The sequence below is a fragment of the Ferrovibrio sp. GW821-FHT12F09 genome (assembly GCF_058806775.1).
In genome coordinates this window covers 283342-302017 of record NZ_JBXAPZ010000001.1, presented here as the reverse complement: position 1 = coordinate 302017, position 18676 = coordinate 283342, and the positions used below count along the sequence as shown (strand labels likewise).

At 64.3% G+C, this 18676-nt stretch carries 17 protein-coding genes; 7 read left to right on the top strand and 10 right to left on the bottom strand.

Annotated elements, in window-relative coordinates; all coding sequences use genetic code 11:
* The 3 genes from AC1ROB_RS01585 to AC1ROB_RS01575 form a co-directional block, all read right to left on the bottom strand.
* Window positions 1-951, bottom strand: coding sequence for a branched-chain amino acid ABC transporter permease (locus tag AC1ROB_RS01585; RefSeq protein ID WP_492972513.1), 951 nt, complete (start codon window positions 949-951; stop codon window positions 1-3).
* Window positions 952-1038: 87 nt separating this feature from the next.
* A complete protein-coding gene (locus tag AC1ROB_RS01580) occupies window positions 1039-2286 on the bottom strand; it encodes a branched-chain amino acid ABC transporter substrate-binding protein (RefSeq protein ID WP_492972514.1) in 1248 nt (415 codons plus the stop codon).
* A gap of 183 nt (window positions 2287-2469) precedes the next feature.
* Window positions 2470-3750, bottom strand: a complete 1281-nt coding sequence (locus AC1ROB_RS01575; RefSeq protein ID WP_492972515.1) for a serine hydrolase domain-containing protein — start codon at window positions 3748-3750, stop codon at window positions 2470-2472.
* 180 nt (window positions 3751-3930) lie between these two features.
* Here AC1ROB_RS01575 and AC1ROB_RS01570 point away from each other — a divergent pair, with 180 nt between their 5' ends.
* A complete protein-coding gene (locus tag AC1ROB_RS01570) occupies window positions 3931-4683 on the top strand; it encodes a FadR/GntR family transcriptional regulator (protein WP_492972516.1) in 753 nt (250 codons plus the stop codon).
* A 117-nt stretch (window positions 4684-4800) separates the two neighbouring features.
* On the opposite strand, the gene AC1ROB_RS01565 is transcribed toward AC1ROB_RS01570, so the two are convergent.
* Both AC1ROB_RS01565 and AC1ROB_RS01560 read right to left on the bottom strand, forming a co-directional pair.
* The gene (locus AC1ROB_RS01565) at window positions 4801-6021 is read right to left on the bottom strand and encodes a branched-chain amino acid ABC transporter substrate-binding protein (protein WP_492972517.1); all 1221 of its coding nucleotides are present in this window, start codon (window positions 6019-6021) and stop codon (window positions 4801-4803) included.
* Between the two features lie 111 nt (window positions 6022-6132).
* Window positions 6133-7263 (bottom strand): serine hydrolase domain-containing protein, encoded by a 1131-nt coding sequence (locus AC1ROB_RS01560; RefSeq protein ID WP_492972518.1) that lies wholly within the window; start codon window positions 7261-7263, stop codon window positions 6133-6135.
* A gap of 120 nt (window positions 7264-7383) precedes the next feature.
* Here AC1ROB_RS01560 and AC1ROB_RS01555 point away from each other — a divergent pair, with 120 nt between their 5' ends.
* Window positions 7384-7770: a VOC family protein gene (locus AC1ROB_RS01555; RefSeq protein ID WP_492972519.1), complete on the top strand. Its 387-nt coding sequence runs from the start codon at window positions 7384-7386 to the stop codon at window positions 7768-7770.
* 69 nt (window positions 7771-7839) lie between these two features.
* On the opposite strand, the gene AC1ROB_RS01550 is transcribed toward AC1ROB_RS01555, so the two are convergent.
* Window positions 7840-10116 (bottom strand): NADP-dependent malic enzyme, encoded by a 2277-nt coding sequence (locus tag AC1ROB_RS01550; RefSeq protein ID WP_492972520.1) that lies wholly within the window; start codon window positions 10114-10116, stop codon window positions 7840-7842.
* A 186-nt stretch (window positions 10117-10302) separates the two neighbouring features.
* Between AC1ROB_RS01550 and mutS the strand changes: the two genes are divergently transcribed.
* Window positions 10303-12927: a DNA mismatch repair protein MutS gene (gene mutS, locus AC1ROB_RS01545; protein ID WP_492972521.1), complete on the top strand. Its 2625-nt coding sequence runs from the start codon at window positions 10303-10305 to the stop codon at window positions 12925-12927.
* Between the two features lie 87 nt (window positions 12928-13014).
* Here mutS and AC1ROB_RS01540 read toward each other — a convergent pair whose 3' ends face one another.
* On the bottom strand, window positions 13015-14043 hold the full coding sequence (locus AC1ROB_RS01540; RefSeq protein WP_492972522.1) for a dienelactone hydrolase family protein: 1029 nt from the start codon (window positions 14041-14043) through the stop codon (window positions 13015-13017).
* Window positions 14044-14164: 121 nt separating this feature from the next.
* Here AC1ROB_RS01540 and AC1ROB_RS01535 point away from each other — a divergent pair, with 121 nt between their 5' ends.
* From AC1ROB_RS01535 to AC1ROB_RS01525, 3 genes are all read left to right on the top strand, one after another.
* A complete protein-coding gene (locus AC1ROB_RS01535) occupies window positions 14165-14920 on the top strand; it encodes a substrate-binding periplasmic protein (protein ID WP_492972523.1) in 756 nt (251 codons plus the stop codon).
* Between the two features lie 241 nt (window positions 14921-15161).
* Window positions 15162-15371 carry a cold-shock protein gene (locus AC1ROB_RS01530; protein WP_492972524.1) on the top strand — a complete coding sequence of 70 codons (210 nt, stop codon included), beginning with the start codon at window positions 15162-15164 and terminating at the stop codon, window positions 15369-15371.
* Window positions 15372-15400: 29 nt separating this feature from the next.
* Window positions 15401-15715, top strand: coding sequence for a YkgJ family cysteine cluster protein (locus AC1ROB_RS01525; RefSeq protein ID WP_492972525.1), 315 nt, complete (start codon window positions 15401-15403; stop codon window positions 15713-15715).
* Here the strand turns inward: AC1ROB_RS01525 and AC1ROB_RS01520 are convergent.
* The 3 genes from AC1ROB_RS01520 to AC1ROB_RS01510 form a co-directional block, all read right to left on the bottom strand.
* Window positions 15712-16206 (bottom strand): GNAT family N-acetyltransferase, encoded by a 495-nt coding sequence (locus AC1ROB_RS01520; protein ID WP_492972526.1) that lies wholly within the window; start codon window positions 16204-16206, stop codon window positions 15712-15714. The two genes, AC1ROB_RS01525 and AC1ROB_RS01520, sit on opposite strands and share 4 nt — an antisense overlap.
* 8 nt (window positions 16207-16214) lie before the next feature.
* A complete protein-coding gene (locus AC1ROB_RS01515; protein ID WP_492972527.1) occupies window positions 16215-16580 on the bottom strand; it encodes a GFA family protein in 366 nt (121 codons plus the stop codon).
* Between the two features lie 79 nt (window positions 16581-16659).
* Window positions 16660-17070, bottom strand: a complete 411-nt coding sequence (locus AC1ROB_RS01510; protein ID WP_492972528.1) for a hypothetical protein — start codon at window positions 17068-17070, stop codon at window positions 16660-16662.
* A 344-nt stretch (window positions 17071-17414) separates the two neighbouring features.
* On the opposite strand from AC1ROB_RS01510, the gene AC1ROB_RS01505 reads away from it, so the two are divergent.
* Complete coding sequence (locus AC1ROB_RS01505; protein WP_492972529.1) at window positions 17415-18665, top strand: threonine synthase; 1251 nt, start codon at window positions 17415-17417, stop codon at window positions 18663-18665.
* Window positions 18666-18676 lie beyond the last annotated feature (11 nt).

Here is an 18676-nt window from a genome sequence, read left to right as displayed (position 1 = left end):
TCAGGTCTCCCGCGTGCCCATGAGGCCCGTGGGCCGGAAGATCAGGATCAGCACCAGCATCAGATACGGCACCACCGGGCCGACCTGCGCCACCGTCACCTGCCACAGGTCGCTCAACAGCCCCTGCATCGGACGGGCGACGCCGATGGCGGTCAGCGCATCGCCGAAGGAATAGTTGATGGCGATGGCGAAGGTCTGGATCAGGCCGATCAGCAAGGAGGCAATGAAGGCGCCGGGCAGCGAGCCCAGGCCGCCGAACACGACCACCACGAAAAGAATGGGGCCCAGCACATGGGCCATGCTCGGCTGGGTCACCAGGGCGGGGCCAGCGATCACGCCGGCGAGCGCCGCCAGGCCGCAGCCGAAACCGAAGACCATCATGAACACCTTCGGCACATTATGGCCCAGCATCGCCACCATGTTCGGATGGGTGAGCGCCGCCTGGATGATTAGGCCGGTGCGCGAGCGCGTCAGCACCAGCAGCAGCACCAGGAAGATCGCCACCGAGATCAGCAGCATGAACATGCGGAAGGCGGGATAGGTGGTGCCGAAGAGTTCGAAGGCGGGGAAGTCCAGCAGCGGCGGCACGCGGTAATCCACCGGCAGCTTGCCCCAGATCATCTGCACCAGTTCTTCGATCACGAAGGCGAGGCCGAAGGTGAACAGCAGCTCGGCCACATGGCCCCATTTATGGACGGTGCGCAGGCCCCAGCGTTCGACGCCGGCGCCGATCAGCCCGACCAGAACCGGTGCCACCACCAGCGCGGTCCAGAAGCCGGCCCACTGGCTGATCTGGAATCCGAAATAGGCGCCCAGCATGTAGAAGCTGGCATGGGCGAAATTCAGTACGCCCATCATCGAGAAGATCAAGGTCAGGCCGCTGGCCAGCAGGAACAGCAACATGCCGTAAAGGACGCCGTTCAGCGTCGAGAAAATCACCAGTTCGAGCAATGACGCCCCCGTCTATCCTGTTACGCAGCGCAAAGCAGAGACGAAACGGCCCCGGTATGACCCGGGGCCGTTGTCATTGCAAGGCCGTCAGCTCGGCTTGGCCATCTTGCAGGTGGTGGCCACGTCGGTCTCGCCCATCGGCACGCTCGCGGCCAGTTTCCAGCCCCAGCCGGTATTCTCCTCGTCGAACTTCATGTCGCCCGACAGCGGGGTGAGCGCGGAGATGTAGATGTTCTGGAAGAACTGGTGGTCTTCCGCCCGCATGTAGGTGTCCTTGCCGTAGATGTCCTTGAACTTCATGCCGCGCAGCTTCTCGGCGAACACCTTCGGATCGTTCGACTTGGCCTCGTTCATGGCCATGGCCAGCATTTCCATTTCGTTGCGCACGCGCGGATACCACCAGCCCTGGCCCGCCGACTTCTTGCGGAATTCATCCTCCCAGGCGTAGTTCTCCTTGGTATTGATGTTGGCGAAGCCTTCGGTGATCTGGAAGACCTTGTCTTTCAGGCCGGTCTGCTTCACCGCCGTCGGGCCGCCGGCGCCGCCGGCATAGTAGGTGTAGTAATCCACCTGCAGGCCGGCATCGGCCGAAGCCTTCAGCAGCAGGGCGATGTCGCTGCCCCAGTTTCCGGTGATGACGCTGTCGGCGCCGCTCGCCTTGATTTTCGCGATATAGGGCGCGAAGTCGGTGATCTTGGCCAGCGGATGCAGTTCGTCGCCGACGATCTGGATGTCGGGCCGCTTGGCCTTCAGCATCTCGTTGGCCGATTTGCGCACCGCATGGCCGAAGGAATAGTCCTGATTGATCAGGTAGACCTTCTTGATGTTCGGCTTGCCCTTCATGTAGCTGGTGAGCGCCTGCATCTTGATGTCGCTATGGGCATCCCAGCGGAAATGCCAGTAGCTGCATTTGTCGTTGGTGAAGGCCGGATCGACCGCGGCGTAGTTGAGATACACCACTTCCTTGCCGGGGTTGCGCTCGTTGTGCTTGTTGACGAAATCGATCATCGCCGCCGCGGCGCCCGAGCCGTTGCCCAGCGTGAGGATGCGCGCACCGGCATCGATGGCCTTCTGCGCCGCGATCACGGTTTCCTGCGGGCTGAGCTTGTTGTCGTAGGTGACCAGTTCCATTTTCTGGCCATTCACGCCGCCCTTGGCGTTGATGCGGTCGATCATGTACTGGAAATGCTTCACGCCATGCTCGCCGATCGGGGCCATGGCGCCCGACAGCGGATCGATGAATGCAATCTTCACCTGCGCCATGACGGGCGCCGTCATGCAAAGGCCGACCGCGAGTGCAGCCGTGGCCATACCTGTCCCGTAACGAGTCGGCATCGTTTCCTCCATCCAGTTATGTCGCAGCGGCTTCCGGTCCGCTGATCCGCCTTTTAGCGGCGAATTCTTTTATCGCACAAAACCGTGCCGATACGACGGCAGAGAGTCAAGACAACAAGCGTGTGATCGCTCTCCCGTCGTAACGCACACAGTCTGCACACAGAGTTGGACTCATGCGGGCGGTCACTTCACCAGCGCGGCATAGACCATGTCGCGCATCAGCGCGCGATAGGTCAGGCGCTGCTTCGGCGACTGCATCATGAAGACCACGAACAGTTTCTCTTTGGGATCGACCCAGAAATAGGTGCCACCGGCGCCGCCCCAGTAATAGTCGCCGGCCGAACCCGGATCGGGCGATACGCCGGCGGCGGTGCGCACACCGAAGCCGAGGCCAAAGCCGTAACCCGGACCCGGCAGGTAATAGGGGCCGGGCACCGCGCTGCCCATGTGGTCCGAGGTCATATAGGCGAGGATTTTCGGGCTCAGGTAGCGTTTGCCGTTCTGCGCGCCGCCATCCAGCAGCATCTGCAGGAATTTCGCGTAATCCATCGCCGTGCCATTCAGGCCGCCGCCGCCGGATTCATACTTGCCGGCCTTGCGCGGATCGAAGAACTCCACGCCGCCGCCCAGGCTGCGGTCGTCGGGGAAGGGTTCGGCCACGCGCGACTGCTTGGCCGCATCGGTGACGAAGAATGATGTATCGGTCATGCCGAGCGGGCCGAGCAGGCGATCTTTCAGTGCGGCGCTCAGGGGTTTCTTGTCCACCACCTCGACCACGCGGCCGAGAATGTCGGTGGAATGGCTGTAATCCCAGGTGCTGCCGGGCTGATAGGCCAGCGGCAGCTTGGCGATGCGCTCGGCGAATTCGGCATTGTCGAAATCGCCGGCGAAGATGTCGCCATACAGGGCCTTCACCGCGCCCACGCCGAAGAAGCCGTAGGTGATGCCGGATGTGTGGCGCATCAGGTCCTGCACCGACATGGCGCGGCGCGGCGGTACCAGTTCAAGCGTCGGCTTGCCGCCGGCCTCGGCAGCGGGTTTTTCCACGCCCACCTGCACCTTGGCGTAAGACGGGATGAATTTCGCCACCGGATCGCTGACGTGATAGCGGCCTTCCTCCACCTGCATCATCGCCGCCACCGTCACGATCGGCTTGGTCATCGAATAGATGCGGAAGATGCTGTCGCGCGTCATCGGCGCCTTGGTCTGCGGATCGCGTGTGCCGAAGGCCTCGAAATAGGCCACCTTGCCCTGGCGGGCGATCAGCAGCACGGCGCCGGGAATGGCCTGGGCCTCGCTGTCGGCCTTCAGCCGGGCGCTGATGCGGGCCAGGCGGTCGGGCGCGAAGCCCAGCGCTGCGGGCTCGCCGCGCGGCAGCAACTCTGCTGCCAGGCTGAGCGGTGTGTAGAGCGCAAGGACGGTAAAACCGGCTAGCAGAGCCAGCCTGGATCGGTACGCTTTCATCGGGGCCTCCCGGGCCAGTTTATTTTTCTTTTGCTTGGCCACCATGATTGTCGGACAATCCGACCAGAGTCAAACACGCAGTTCTGTCGCCGTGGCTGGACCCGGGCGATGGAAATGCCGATCATCCAAGTTGCGGTTGAAACGGCACCATGATTCGTCCGGCACCGTATCGAGGGGTAAATGTCCGAAGCGGCAGAGAAATTTACGCGGCTGACGCCGGTGCCGGCCTATCAGATGGTGGCCGAGGCGATCGAACGCGAAATCCTGTCCGGGCGTTTGCGCCCGGGCGATCCCATCGGCACGGAAGCCGACCTCGTGCGCCAATTCGGTGTGAACCGCTCCACCGTGCGCGAAGGCATCCGCCTGCTCGAGCATGGCGGCCTGGTCCATCGCGATTCCAGCCGGCGCCTGGCGGTCGGCCTGCCGCATTACGACCGGCTCGCCACCCGCGCCAGCCGTGCCTTGATGCTGCATCAGGTCACCTTCCGCGAATTGTGGGAAGCGACCATGGCGCTCAGCCTCGCCTCCATCGAGCTGGCGGTCGAGCGTGCAACGGCGGACGAGATCGCCACGCTGGAAGAGAATATCGCCGCCACCGAGCGCGACCAGCATGATGCCGCCGCCGTGGCGGCGCTGGATCTGGAATTTCATCTGCTGCTGGAAAAGACCGGGCGCAACCGCGTGCTGGAACTGGCCCGCGAGCCGTCCAACATGCTGATCTATCCCACCACCCATGTGGCGGTGCAGGGCACCGAGTATGGCGCGCGGCGCCTGATCGAGGCGCACAGGATGCTGGTGCAGTCTCTGAAGCTGCGCGACAAGGACCTGGCGCGGCTGTGGGTGCGTCGCCATCTCAACGACTGGCGCAAGGGCTTCGAGAAGGCCGGCATGGATCTCGACCAGCCGGTCGATCTGGTCACTTCGGCGGGCTAGGCTTTCCGCTACCGAAATCCGTCATGCCACGCTTGCGTGGCATCCACGTCTTTGCTGCCGTACGAAAGTCGTGGATGCCACCGCTGCGCGTTGGCATGACGACGAGAAGGTGTTGCCTCAGAACGCCGCCATCTTGCACGTCGTCGGCAGCGCGGTATCGGCGGCATTCACCTTGCCGGCCGTCTTCCAGCCCCAGCCGGTTTTCTCTTCGTCATATTTCATGTCGCCTTCCAGCGGTCCGAAGGAGGCGACATAGAGGTCCTGTAGCACCTGGTGATCGGCGCCGCGCATGGTCGCCGTGCCGCCATACATGGTGCTGCGCGTGGCGCTGGTCAGGGCGGCGGCGATGGCTTTCGGTTCGGCGCTCTTCGCCTTCAGCACGGCATCGTGCAGCATTTCCATCAGCAGGCGCGCGCGCGGCACGTTGAAGCTGCCGCCAAAGCGGGCGCGGTAATCCGCATCGAGGTTATCACTCCCACCTGTCGTATTGAACTGGGGCATGTTGGAATGGCCCTCGATCACGCCATAGACGCGATGGCTGAGGCCGGTCTGGCGGATGGCCGTCGGGCTGCCGATGCCGCTGGCGTAATAGGTATACCAGCCGGCCTGCAGGGTGGCATCGGCCGCCGACTTCAGCAGCAGCGCCAGGTCGTTGCCCCAGTTGCCGGTGATGACGCTGTCGGCGCCGCTCGCCCTGATCTTGGCCACATAGGGCGCGAAGTCGGTGATCTTGGCCAGCGGATGCAGTTCGTCGCCGACGATTTCCACATCGGGCCGCACGCGCGCCAGCATGGCCAGCGCAGCGGCGCGCACCGCCTGGCCGAAGGAGTAATCCTGGTTGATGAGATAGATTTTCCGGATCTGCGGCTGGGTGGCGATGAATTTCACCAGCGCCATCATCTTCATGTCGGCATGGGCATCGAAACGGAAATGGGCCGGCGAGCATTTGTCGTTGGTCAGTGCCGGATCGATGGCCGAGATGTTGAGGAACAGCGCCGCCTTTTCCGGATTGCGCTCGTTATGCTTCATGATGAATTCGTTCAGCGCGCCGGCGGCAGCCGAACTGTTGCCGGCCACGATGATGCGGATGCCGGCATCGATGGCCTTCTGCGCCTGGATGATGCTTTCCTGCGCGTTCAGCTTGTTGTCGTAGCCGGTGATCTCATAGCTCGTCTGTTTGTCCGACAGGCGCTCGGCCATGAAGCGCAGATGGTTCAGGGCATTCTCGGTGACGGCGGCGGCCGGGCCCGACAGCGGATCGATGAAGGCGATGCGCAGGGTTTCGGCGCGCGCCGCGGTCGCGAGAAAAAGCACAGCAAGAACGGCGAGAATACGCATGACAGAACTCCGCAGATGAGACAGCGCGGAGCCTATGAAAAAGCCGCCGCGTTACAAGTCACGGCGGCCCAAATAAAACGAATGTGTGCTGACGGTTTCGCGCGAAGAGAGTCAGCGTTTCACCACGGCCGGTAGAACATGCTGGTTGAGAATGGCTGGACCGACCGGGCCCTGCAGGTTTCTCGCGTACAGGCCGAAATTCAGCACCATCACGATATCCATCTCGGGGATGACATAGACACGCTGGCCGCCCTCGCCGAAGCCGGCGATCCAGTCGACCTGCCTGCCGTCCAGCAGCGAGCGTCCGAGCCACCATTGGTAGCCGTAGAAGAACGGGCTCTGGCCATTGATCTGCGGGGCGGTGCTGTCCGCGATCCAGCGTTCCGAAACGATCTGCTTGCCCTGCCAGCGGCCCTTGTCGAGCACCATTTGGCCGATCCTGGCGAGGTCGCGCGCGCGCAGGCGCAGTCCCGAGGCGACGACCGCCCGGCCATTCCAAGTTGCCCATTCGAATTCGGTGATGCCGAGTGGCGCGAACAGCAATGTCTTTGTCAGCGCGTCGATATCCATGCCGCCCGATACCTTTTGCAGGATCGCCGCCAGCACCGCTGCCGATCCGCCGCTGTAGAGATAGCCGGCACCCGGCTCGCTCCACATCGGCTGTTCCAGCACATAGCGTGCCGCATCGGGCGCCAGGTTCATCGCCGTCTCGCTGTTGCGCCGGTCGGCATAGGGCAGGCTTTCGTCCCAGGCCAGCCCGGCCGACATGGTCAGCAGGTGGCGGATGGTGATGCGGTCCTTCTGTGCGCTGCGCAGGTCGGCATACTCGGGGAAGAACGCGAAGACCGATTGATCGACCGACAGCCAGCCACGGTCGACGGCGATACCGGTCAGCAGCGACACCACACTCTTGCTGATCGAGCGCACATCATGCTGCCGGCCGGCATTGTGTTGCACGATGCCCAGCGGATTTCCCCAGTGCTGGTCCTCCCCGGAGAAATACTTTTCGTAGACCAGCCTGCCGTGGCGCAGCACCAGCACCGCATGGGCATTGGCTTCTTTCCAGGCCTCGAAGCGCGGGCCGATGGCGCAGAGCAGGGCCGCATCGAGGCCCTGGCTCGCGGGCGCTGCCACCGTCCAGCCGTCCTTCAGGTCCGGCGGCGGTGCGCAGTCCTGCGCATGGACAGCCGGCGCCAGCAGGCAGAGCAAGGCTGCTGTCAGGATGCGCCGGATGAGTGCCATGGTCTGCCCCGTTTTTGTGATGTCGAGACTGGGGCCAAAAGCGGATAAAAGTCTTGTAGAATGCGGGCTGCGACTGGAACTGTCAGGGACCCATCGATGAATGAAGGCAGGCAAGCCGGTGTGGCATTTCAGGCCATCCGGGCCATCGACTATACGGTCATTTTCGTTCGCGATCTCGCGGCCATGCGCCGCTTCTATGAAGGGGTGCTGGGCTTTGCCCTGACGCGCGAACTGTCGCCGCGCTGGTTCGAATACCAGGTCGGCGGCAATACACTGGCGCTGGCCATCCCGGGCCTGACGGCGGCGGATGCGCCGGTGCCGGCCGGCACTGCGGCGCTGCAGCTTGCCTTCAAGGTATCGGTTGCCGATGTCGATCGCTGCGCCGATGAACTTACGCGACAGGGCATCGCCCTGGTCCGCCCGCCGACCGATCAGGCCTTCGGCCACCGCACGCTGTTCTTCCGCGATCCCGACGGCAACCTGCTGGAAGTGTTTGCGGATATCTGACGCAAAAAGAAACAGGCCCGGAGTCGCCTCCGGGCCTGTTCTGCGATCATAAGGCTGGATCAGCCCGCGTTAGCGAGCGTTGTAAGCAGCCAAGGCGGCGAGGTTGACGATGTCGCTGACGCTCGCGCCCATCTGCGCGATCTGCACCGGCTTTTCCAGGCCGATCAGCAGCGGCCCGATCACGGTGCCGCCGCCCAGATCCTGCATCAGCTGCGTGGAGAGCAGCGCCGAATGCAGACCCGGCATGATCAGCACATTGGCCGGACCGGACAGGCGGCAGAAGGGGTAGAGCTTCATCAGGTCGGGGTTGAGCGCGACGCGGGCATTCAGCTCGCCGTCATATTCGAAATCGACCTTGTGGCCGCCGGCATCCAGCGAGTCCAGTTCCATCACCGCCTTGCGCACCACTTCCACCACGCCGCCGGGCGCATTGCCGAAGTTGGAATGCGACAGCAGCGCCACGCGCGGCTCCTGGCCGAGCTGGCGTGCGGCGGCGGCGGCCTGGATGGCGATCTGGCAGAGATCGCTGGCCGAGGGCGTTTCCGTCACCGTGGTGTCGGCGACAAACACCGTGCGGCCCTTGGCCACGATGATGCTGAGGCCCATGACGCGCTGGCCGCGCTGGGCGTCCACCGCCATGCGGATACCGTCATAGCTGACCGAATAGGTGCGGGTGACGCCGGTGATCATCGCATCGGCATGACCATTGGCCACCATGCAGGCGCCGAAGACATTGCGGTCGAGATTGACGAAACGCTGGGCGTCGCGATGCAGCAGGCCGCGGCGCTGATGCCGCTTGTAGAGGAAGTCGGCATATTCGGCGTTATGCTCGCTGATGCGGGCATTGTGGATTTCGCAGCCTTCCAGGTTCTTCAGGCCGATGGCCTTCATGGTGGCTTCGATGCGTTCGCTGCGGCCGATCAGGATCGGCGTGCCGTAGCCGGCAGCGCGGAATTCCAGGGCGGCGCGGATCACCGTCTCTTCCTCGCCCTCGGCGAAGACCACCTTCTTCGGGTTGGCCACCACCTGGTCGAAGAAAATCTGCAGTGAGCCGACCGTGGGATTGAGGCGGGCGCGCAGCTTGGAGGCATAGGCGGCCCAGTCGGTGATCGGCTTGCGCGCCACGCCCGATTTCACGGCGGCCTTGGCGACGGCCAGCGGAATCTCGACGATCAGGCGCGGATCGAAGGGCGAGGGGATGATATAGCCCGGCCCGTATTTCGGCCGTTCGCCCTTGTAGGCGGCGGCGACTTCATCGGGCACATCCTCGCGCGCCAGCATGGCGATGGCCTCGGCGGCGGCGATCTTCATCTCGTCGTTGATGGTGCTGGCGCGCACGTCGAGCGCACCGCGGAAGATATAGGGGAAGCCCAGCACGTTGTTGACCTGGTTCGGATAGTCCGAACGGCCGGTCGCCATGATGACATCGCCGCGCGTGGCCAGCGCCTCTTCCGGGGTGATTTCCGGATCGGGGTTGGCCATGGCGAAGACGATGGGATTGGGACCCATGGCGCGCAGCATGTCAGGCGTCAGCGCGCCCTTGACGCTGAGGCCGAAGAAGATGTCGGCGCCCTTCAGCGCTTCTTCCAGCGTGCGCGCATCGGTCTTCACCGCATGGGCGGATTTCCACTGGTTCATGCCTTCGGTGCGGCCCTGGTAGACCACGCCCTTGGTGTCGCAGAGGATGACATTTTCGTTCTTCATCCCCATCGCCTTGACCAGCTCGGTGCAGGCGATGCCGGCGGCGCCGGCGCCGTTGACCACCATCTTGGCGTTCTTGAAGTCGCGGCCGGTCAGATGCAGTGCGTTGATCATGCCGGCGGCGGCGATGATCGCCGTGCCATGCTGGTCGTCATGGAAGATCGGAATGTCCATCAGTTCGCGCAGGCGCTGCTCGATCACGAAGCATTCCGGCGCCTTGATGTCTTCCAGGTTGATGCCGCCGAACGACGGCCCCAGATAGCGCACCGCGTTGATGAATTCTTCCACCTCTTCGGTGTCGACTTCCAGGTCGATGGAATCGACATCGGCAAAGCGCTTGAACAGCACCGCCTTGCCTTCCATCACCGGCTTGCCGGCGAGCGCGCCGAGATTGCCCAGGCCCAGAACCGCCGTGCCGTTCGAGATCACGGCGACCATGTTGCCGCGCGAGGTGTAGTCGTAGGCGGTGTCCGGGTCCTTGGCGATGGCCAGGCAGGGGGCGGCGACGCCGGGGCTGTAGGCCAGGCTCAGGTCGCGAGTCGTGGCCATCGGCTTGGTCGGCACGACCTCCAGCTTGCCGGGCTGGCCCATCTTGTGAAATTCGAGGGCGTCGTCGTAAAGAGACGGGCTTTTCGAGTCGCTCATTTTTCTCTGCGGTTTCCGGATTTACATACAGGCGTCTTGGCGCGGGTTTTCGCTCCCGTCCGGCATCATAAGGCCAAGCCCTAAGGGGTTAAAAGCCCCGTGGCCTGTGGTATGTCTGCGTCGACCCGATAATTTTCCGCCATGAACACCGCAGCACCGAACCTCCCTCCCGGCACCTCCCCGCTGATGGCCCAATATTTGACCATCAAGGCGGCCTATCCCGACTGTCTTCTGTTCTATCGGATGGGGGATTTTTACGAACTGTTCTTCGACGATTCGGTGCAGGCGGCCCGTGCGCTCGATATCGCGCTGACCAAGCGCGGCGAACATGACGGCCAGCCGATCCCGATGTGCGGCGTGCCGGTGCATGCCGCCGAGGCCTATCTCTCCCGTCTGATCCGCCAGGGCTTCAAGGTCGCGGTCTGCGAACAGGTCGAAGATCCCGCAGAAGCGAAGAAGCGTGGCTCGAAATCGGTGGTGAAACGCGACGTCGTGCGCGTGGTGACGCCCGGCACCATCACCGAAGACAGCCTGCTCGACGCGCGACGCAACAATTATCTTGCTGCACTTGCTCAGTCCGGCGGTTCAGATGGCGCGCTGGCCCTGGCCTGGCTCGATCTCTCCACCGGTGAATTCGGCCTGACCGAAACAACGCAGGCGGGCCCAGGGAACGGAACATTGGCCGCCGATCTGGCCCGCGTCAGTCCGCGCGAACTGGTGCTGCCCGAGGGGCTGCTCGGCCGCCCGGAGCTGCGTGCGATACTCGAACAGCTCGATACCGCCCTCTCGCCGCTGCCCTCGGCGCGGTTCGACAGCCAGGCCGGCGAACGCCGGCTCAAGGCGGCGCTCAATGTGGCGGCGCTCGATGCTTTCGGCGATTTCAGCCGGGCGGAATTCTGTGCCGCCGGCGCGCTGCTCGATTATGTCGAGATCACCCAGTGCGGCAAGATTCCGCGCCTCGACCCGCCGGTGAAGCAGACGCCGCTCAGCGTCATGGCCATCGATCCGGCCACGCGCCGCAATCTCGAACTGGTGGAAACCACCTCTGGAAATAGAGATGGCGCGCTGCTCAGCACCATCGATGCCACGCTCACCGGCGCCGGCGCGCGGCTGCTGGCGCAGCGGCTGCAGGTGCCGCTCACCGATGTGACTGCGATTGCCGCGCGCCATGACAGCGTGGCCGCGCTCACCGCCGGCAACCGCCTGCGCGACGACATCCGGTCTGCGCTCGGCAAGGTGCCGGATCTGGCGCGCGCGCTGTCGCGTATTTCGCTCGGTCGCGGCGGTCCGCGCGATCTCAGTGCCATGCGCGATGGCCTCAGTCAGGCCGGCGACCTGCGCCAGCGTCTGGCGGCCGAGACTGTGCTGCCGCCGGAACTGGCCAGCCTGCGCGACGCACTCGGCGATCACGCCGTGCTGGTGCAGGCGCTGTCGAATGCGCTGGCCGAGGAATTGCCGCTGTTGCAGCGCGACGGCGGGTTTGTGCGGCCCGGCTACGACGCGGCGCTGGACGAGCTGCGGGTCCTGCGCGACGAAAGCCGCCGCCATATCGCACAGCTTCAGGATAAATACGCACAGGATACCGGCATCAGCGGCTTGAAAATCCGCCACAACAACGTGCTCGGCTATTACATCGAGATCACGCCCACGCATATGGCGAAGATGGGCACGCAGTATATCCATCGCCAGACCATGGCCAATGCCGTGCGCTATGCCACGCCGGAGCTGGGCGAGCTGGAAGCCAAGATCAGCCAGGCCGGCGATCGCGCGCTCGCCATTGAACTGCAGATTTTCGACCGCCTGTGCTCGGCGGTGCTGGCCGAGGCGAAAGCCGTGACGTTGGCCGCCCAGGCTCTGGCCGCGCTGGATGTGGCGGCGGCGCTGGCGCAGCTTGGCATCCAGCGCCAGTGGGTGCGGCCGCAGATCGATCTTAGCCTGGATTTTTGCATCACCGGCGGCCGCCATCCGGTGGTCGAGGCGGCGCTGGAGCGCAACGGCCAGGGCGAGCGCTTTGTCGCCAACGACTGCGACCTTTCCGATGGCCAGCGCCTGTGGTTGCTCACCGGCCCGAACATGGCCGGTAAATCCACCTTCCTGCGCCAGAATGCGCTGATCGCCATCCTGGCGCAGATGGGCAGCTTCGTGCCGGCGACGGCGGCAAAGCTCGGCATGGTGGATCGCCTGTTCAGCCGCGTCGGCGCCGCCGATGATCTGGCGCGCGGGCGCAGCACGTTTATGGTCGAGATGGTGGAGACGGCGGCGATCCTGCATCAGTCGGGCAGCCGCGCCCTGGTAATCCTCGACGAGATCGGCCGCGGCACCGCCACCTTCGACGGCCTCTCGATTGCCTGGGCGGTGGTGGAGTACCTGCACGAGAAGAACCGCTGCCGCGGGCTGTTCGCGACCCATTATCACGAACTGACCGCGCTGGCCGAAAAGCTGCCGCAGCTCAGCAACCACACTTTGAAGGTGAAGGAGTGGGAGGGCGACCTCGTCTTCCTGCATGAGGTCGGCGCCGGCTCGGCGGATCGCAGCTACGGCGTGCAGGTGGCCAAGCTCGCCGGCCTGCCCGATGCGGTGCTCACCCGCGCTTTTGAGGTGTTGCACACGCTGGAAAAATCCGGCCAGACCGGCGCCTCGGCCAAGCTGGTCGACGATCTGCCCCTGTTCAGCATGGCGCAGCCGCCGAAAGCGACGCTCGTGCAGGCGCCGTCAGAGGTCGAGGGCGCATTGCGCAAGGCCGATATCGATGCGCTGTCGCCGAAACAGGCGCTCGACCTGCTGTATCAGCTCAAGGCGCTGCTGAAATAGGTATGACCTCGTCATTCCCGCGCATGCGGGAATCCAGGCGACGGTAGGACTGGGTACCCGCCTTCGCGGGTACGACGACGGAAAGCATTAGTTGCCGCCCAGATGCTTGCCGAAGAATGCCAGCATCTGTTTCGGTGCGTCTTTCGCCGCCGTTTCGCTGTAGCCCATCGAATAGCCGGCGCTGTCCTTGATGCAGCTCTGGATTTCCGCGCCGGTGAGCGGCCGCACGCTGCCATCGAGATCGATGAAGCGCACCCGGCTGCCGAAATCCATCACCGGGCAGTTCCGCGTGTTCACATGATGCGGATAGAAGCGCGGCACCATCGCCGGGCTTTCCCAGGCGTGATAGGCGGTCTCATACCAGATCGCCTCGCGGCTGGCGGTCGGTTCGGCCGCACGTACCAGTGCATCGACGCGGTCGCATTTCGCCTTCACCGTGGTCTCGTCCTTGCCGCCATAGAGCCGCAGCATCGGCTTGCCATCGGTCAGCGGCCCGCCGTCGTTGGAAAAGAAATTGCCGCAGGGTGCGTAGAAGGGCATATGGGCGGCGAAGCTGAGCGTGCTGTCGCCCAGCACCTTGCGGCGCACGAATTCATAGGATGACTGCTCGGCGGTGATGCCGCCCATGGATAGTCCCATGATGCCGATGCGCGCCGGATCGAGGCGCGGATGCGTGGCGGCCAGTTTCAGGGCCAGCAGGGCATCCGAAACCGGCGTGATCGGGCTGATGGCGCCCGGCACATCGGCGGCGCGTTTGATGCCGCGCGGGCCGAAATGATCCAGGCCCAGCACGGCGAAGCCCGCATCCAGCAGCGGCTTCACATAGACGCCCTCGGCGCTGTCTTTCCAGCCGCCGATGGAATGGCCGATCATCACCGCCGGCAGGCGGCCGTTGCGCTCCAGGGTCGTCGTGGCCGGCAGCCAGATGGTGACCGAGGCCTTGCCGGGGCTGCTCTGGCCGTTGCGGAAGGTGCCGTAATTCTCGTAGGTCGGGGCGTCGAAGACGACGGGGCCGGTGCTGCCGGCGGTCAGCGGCTGCGCGGATGCCGCAGCGGAGAGCAGTCCGCAGGCCGCGATCAGAATCAGGTGATACGGGATCAGGTGATACAGGCGCATGATGTCCCCCTTATGGGTGCGATCCTAGCGCAAGGACCGCCACGGCGGGATGCGGAATTTGCAGCCGCCGTCACGGCAGCGTGTTGGTTCGCCCGGCGGCGACTCCATTTCATTGCCGTCGGTGCGGTTGTATCCTGCCGCGATGATCGTCTGGCGCCGCCTTGCCGTTGTCCTTCTGCTGCTTTGCGCGGCCCTGCCGGCGCGCGCCGATATTGCGCGGGTGCTGATCAACGACGCGCCGCCCTACCGCATCGTCGGCTCGGCCAATGGCGGGCCGACTTACACCGGCATCTATATCGACATTCTGCGCCTGGTCGCCGAACAGACCGGCCTGACCCTGGATTTCGTCGAGCTGCCGTTCGCCCGCGCTTTCCGTGTCATGCAGGAGGGCGGCGCCGATATCATGCTGGGGCCGAACCGCTCGCCCGAACGCGAGGCCTATCTGCTCTATCTCGATCCGCCGCTGCCGCGCGAACCCAAGGTCTTCGTGCAGTCGCGCAAGGCGCCGCCGATCCGCAGCTATGACGACCTCGCCGGCAAGCGCATCGCGGTGCTGCGCGGCGCCACCTATTTCGACCGCTTCGATGCCGATGCCCAGCTGGTCAAACAGCCCTTCGACGATTATACGGCAGCGCTTCGCCTGGTGGTGGTCGGCCGTGTGGATGCCGCGGCGATGCCGGAATTGCAGGCGCTGTGGCTGCTGCGCCTGACCGGCTTCGATCTGGTCACTTCGCCCTACCGCGTGGCGGGCCGCGACTCCCATATCGTGCTGGCGCGGCAATCGCCGCTGGTGGCGCAGGCGCCCGCGATGGCGGCGGCGCTCCGCCGGATCGCCCAGGAAGGCCGCATCACCCGCATTCTGCAGCGTTACGAATAGCCGGATCGGCCTCGGCGGACAGCCATGTCACGGGAATCGTTGCCGATCATCGGCCTTGTGTTCGCCGCATTTAGGACCTAGGGTCCGCCCATCGACATTTTTGGCCGGACCTTCTGGCTGTCCGTCTCGGCTTTGCCGGGCGTATTTTCTGACTCTCTCTCCAAAAAAATCGAAAACCGGGTGCCGGTTGCAGCTTCGCTGTGGCCTGTCCCCATTCATCCATCGAACAAAGGGTATTCCCATGCAGACCGGCATCGTTAAATTCTACAACGCCACCAAGGGCTTCGGTTTCATTCAGCCGGAAGACGGCACCAAGGACGTCTTCGTCCACGCCTCCGCGCTCGAGCGTGCTGGCATGAACGGCCTGAACGAAGGCCAGAAGGTCTCCTTCGACACCGAACAGGACAGCCGCTCGGGCAAGACGGCCGTGCGCGCCATCCAGGCCGCTTGATCTGACGCCTGTCTGGTCGAGCCCACCGCTTGATCGAACAGACGACTGAAGACCAGGGCGCGGCAGCCTTCGATTGCCAGAGTTGCGGGGCCTGCTGCGCGTATTCGCGTGACTGGCCCCGCTTCTCGCTCGAAGACGACGCTGCGCTCGCGCGCATCCCGGCCCGCTTTGTCGATGACGCGGCGGGCCGGATGCGCTGCGAGGGCGAGCGCTGCTCTGCCTTGCAGGGCAAACTCGGCGAACGGGTCGCCTGCGGCGTTTACGACGTTCGCCCCATCGTCTGCCGCGACTGCCAGCCCGGCGACGAGGAATGCCTGATCGCCCGCGCGCATCACGGGCTTTAGGGCCGGGCCACCATCACCACACAACGACCCCACTGCGTTTCGCGCGGCGTCGCCTCATGGCGCCGGAAGCCGGCTTTTTCATAGGCGCGAATGGCGCGGGCGTTCTCCGGATCGGGATCGGTCACCACGCAGGGCGCACCTTCGCTGAACAGGCGCTGCACATGCTGGCGCACAAAAGCGCTGCCATGGCCGCGGCCGATCAGGGCGGGAATGCCAATCGTCTGGTCGATGCCGCGTGTGCCCACCGGCAGGTCGCGGAAGGGGTGATCCGGCCAGGCCTGCGGATCGTAATCCTGCATGAAAGCGAACGGCTGCGCCTCCAGGCTGACAATCCACAGCCGCATGCCGGGCTCATGCAGGTCGCCGGCCACCGAGACCATCTCGGCATCCACATCGCCCCACCAGGCACGCGCATCCGGCGTTTCCAGCCAGCATCGCATCAGCGGCAGGTCGGCTTCCGTCATGCGGCGGAAGCTGTAAGGCGTCGTCATCGTTGCAGCTACGCGCTTTTGCCGTCGTATTGCATCGGTTCCAGGCTTTCCAGATCGAAGCCTTCCAGGCAACGCACATTGATCGCCACCATCTTCATGCCATTCGGCGCCGTGCCGGTGGCAAAGGATTCCACGCCACAGGTTTTGCAGAACAGGTGATGGATGTTCATCGTGTTGAACTGGTAGTCGCTCACCGCATCCTTGCCGGCCATCAGCTTGAAATCGTCGGCCGGCACGAAGCTCAGCAGCGAACCCTTCTTGGAACAGATCGAGCAGTTGCAGGAAATCACCGGCGGATTGTGCCCGGTGACGACGCTGTAGCGCACCGCGCCGCAATGGCAGCCGCCGTTATAGGTATTCTTCTGCTCGCTCATGAATCCTCAAAGTGTCTTCGGGTCGCAGGACAAGCCAGTATCTAGCATCGCCGGCATGGCGCGGCCAGATCGCGACGGCTTATGCCGATATCGACAGCGCGGCCGCCGCGCGTGGCCCCGGCCACAGGCGCTGCAGGTCGGCGGCAGCAAATGACAATCCGCGCCAAGCCACCTTGCGGCCCTGCAGATGGCGGGCTTCCGAGGGCGCCACCGGCACCAGCCCCGGCCAGTCGGCGGCCGGCACGGCGATGGCGGCGGCGCCGGCTTCCGCCGCCGGCAGGCCGCGCGTCACCAGCCGGCCATCCATCAGGGCGTCGAGCAGGGCGCGGCGATGATCCTCCGCGATCACCGCGGCGCCATCGCGGTTGAGCACCGATTCGGCAAGGCCCAGATGGGTCTCGGCGGCAAAGGCGGCGACCTTTGCCAGATCGCGCCAGCGGATCCAGGCCCAGGCCTGTGTCAGGTTCCAGCTTTCGGGGCTGCTGCTCATGGTGGCCATGATGGTGCCGGGGTGCGGCCGGCCGCAACCGCGGGCCGGGCCTCTTGTCGCCCGCCAATCGTACCCTATATGTTCTTTCTTACACTTTGCCCGGGTGAATGAAGGGGCTGCATACAAAAATCGACCCGGGTCAGAGATGGTTCGCGATGGCTCAGGAAGGTCCGGGATGGTTCCAGATGGTTTGGCGGTGGCCCGGTTTGGCAAAATTTGGCTCACCTTGGCTCGTCTTGTCAGGGTTTGCAGGGAATAATCCAATGGGTTCAACGCTTACACCCCGCCCTCGCGCACTTTAAGCTGCCGGCCCTGATTGCACGGCTATCACTTCAGAGAATGTCATGAGCATCGACCGCAGCCTGATCCCCGATACCACCAGCTTCGTCACCCATCTGGAATGCGGCATGACGGGCGAGCGGCTGCCGGCCGATACCCTGCATAACCTGTCGCCCAAGGGCTATCCGATCCTGGTGCGCTACGACCTCGCGGGCGTGAAGGCGGCGCTGACCAAGGCGAAGATCGCGTCGCGCGCACCCAACTGGTGGCGCTATCGTGAATTGCTGCCGGTGCGCAAAACCGAAAATGTCGTGTCGCTGGGCGAGGTGATGACGCCGATTCTGAATCTGCCCAGGCTGGCGAAAAATCTTGGCCTGAGCGGTGCCGGCGAAATCATTGTGAAAGACGAAGGCCGCCTGCCCACCGGCTCGTTCAAGGCGCGCGGGCTGGCGCTTGCCGTCTGCATGGCGAAAGAACTCGGCGTGAAGAAAATGGCGATGCCGACCAACGGCAATGCCGGTGCGGCACTGGCCGCCTATGCCAGTCGCGCCGGCATCGAGACGGTGGTGTTCTGCCCCGACGATACGCCGCAGGTCAACATGAACGAGATCGTGCTGCAGGGCGCGCGGCTCTACAAGGTCAACGGCCTGATCAACGATTGCGGCAAGCTGGTCGGCGCCGGCAAGGAGCTTGCGGGCTGGTTCGATACCTCGACGCTGAAAGAGCCCTATCGCATCGAGGGCAAGAAGACGATGGGCCTGGAGCTGGCCGAACAGCTCGGCTGGGAACTGCCGGACGCGATCTTCTATCCCACCGGCGGCGGCACCGGCCTGATCGGCATGTGGAAGGCCTTCGAGGAACTGGAGGCCATCGGCTTCATCGGCAGCAAACGCCCGAAGATGATCGCCGTGCAGGCGGCCGGCTGCGCCCCCATCGTGCGCGCTTTCGAGGGCAACGAGCGCCATGCGAAACTCTGGGAGAATGCCCATACGGTGGCTGCCGGCATCCGCGTGCCGGCGGCGATTGGCGATTTCCTCATCCTGGATGCGGTGCGCAATTCCAGCGGTTTTGCCATGGCGGTGGAGGACGATGCGATCACCGCGGCCCTCGATGAAGTGGCGAAAGAAGAGGGCTTCCTGATGTGCCCGGAAGGTGCGGCCACCTATGCTGCGTACAAGCAGGCGTTGTCTGCCGGTCGGGTGAAGAAAAACGACCGCGTGGTGCTGTGGAATTGCGCGGCGGGCCTGAAATACCCGATGCCTGATGGCGGCCAGCCGCTCGATCGCCACGGCGCGATTGATTACGCCAAATTATAGGATCATCCTCG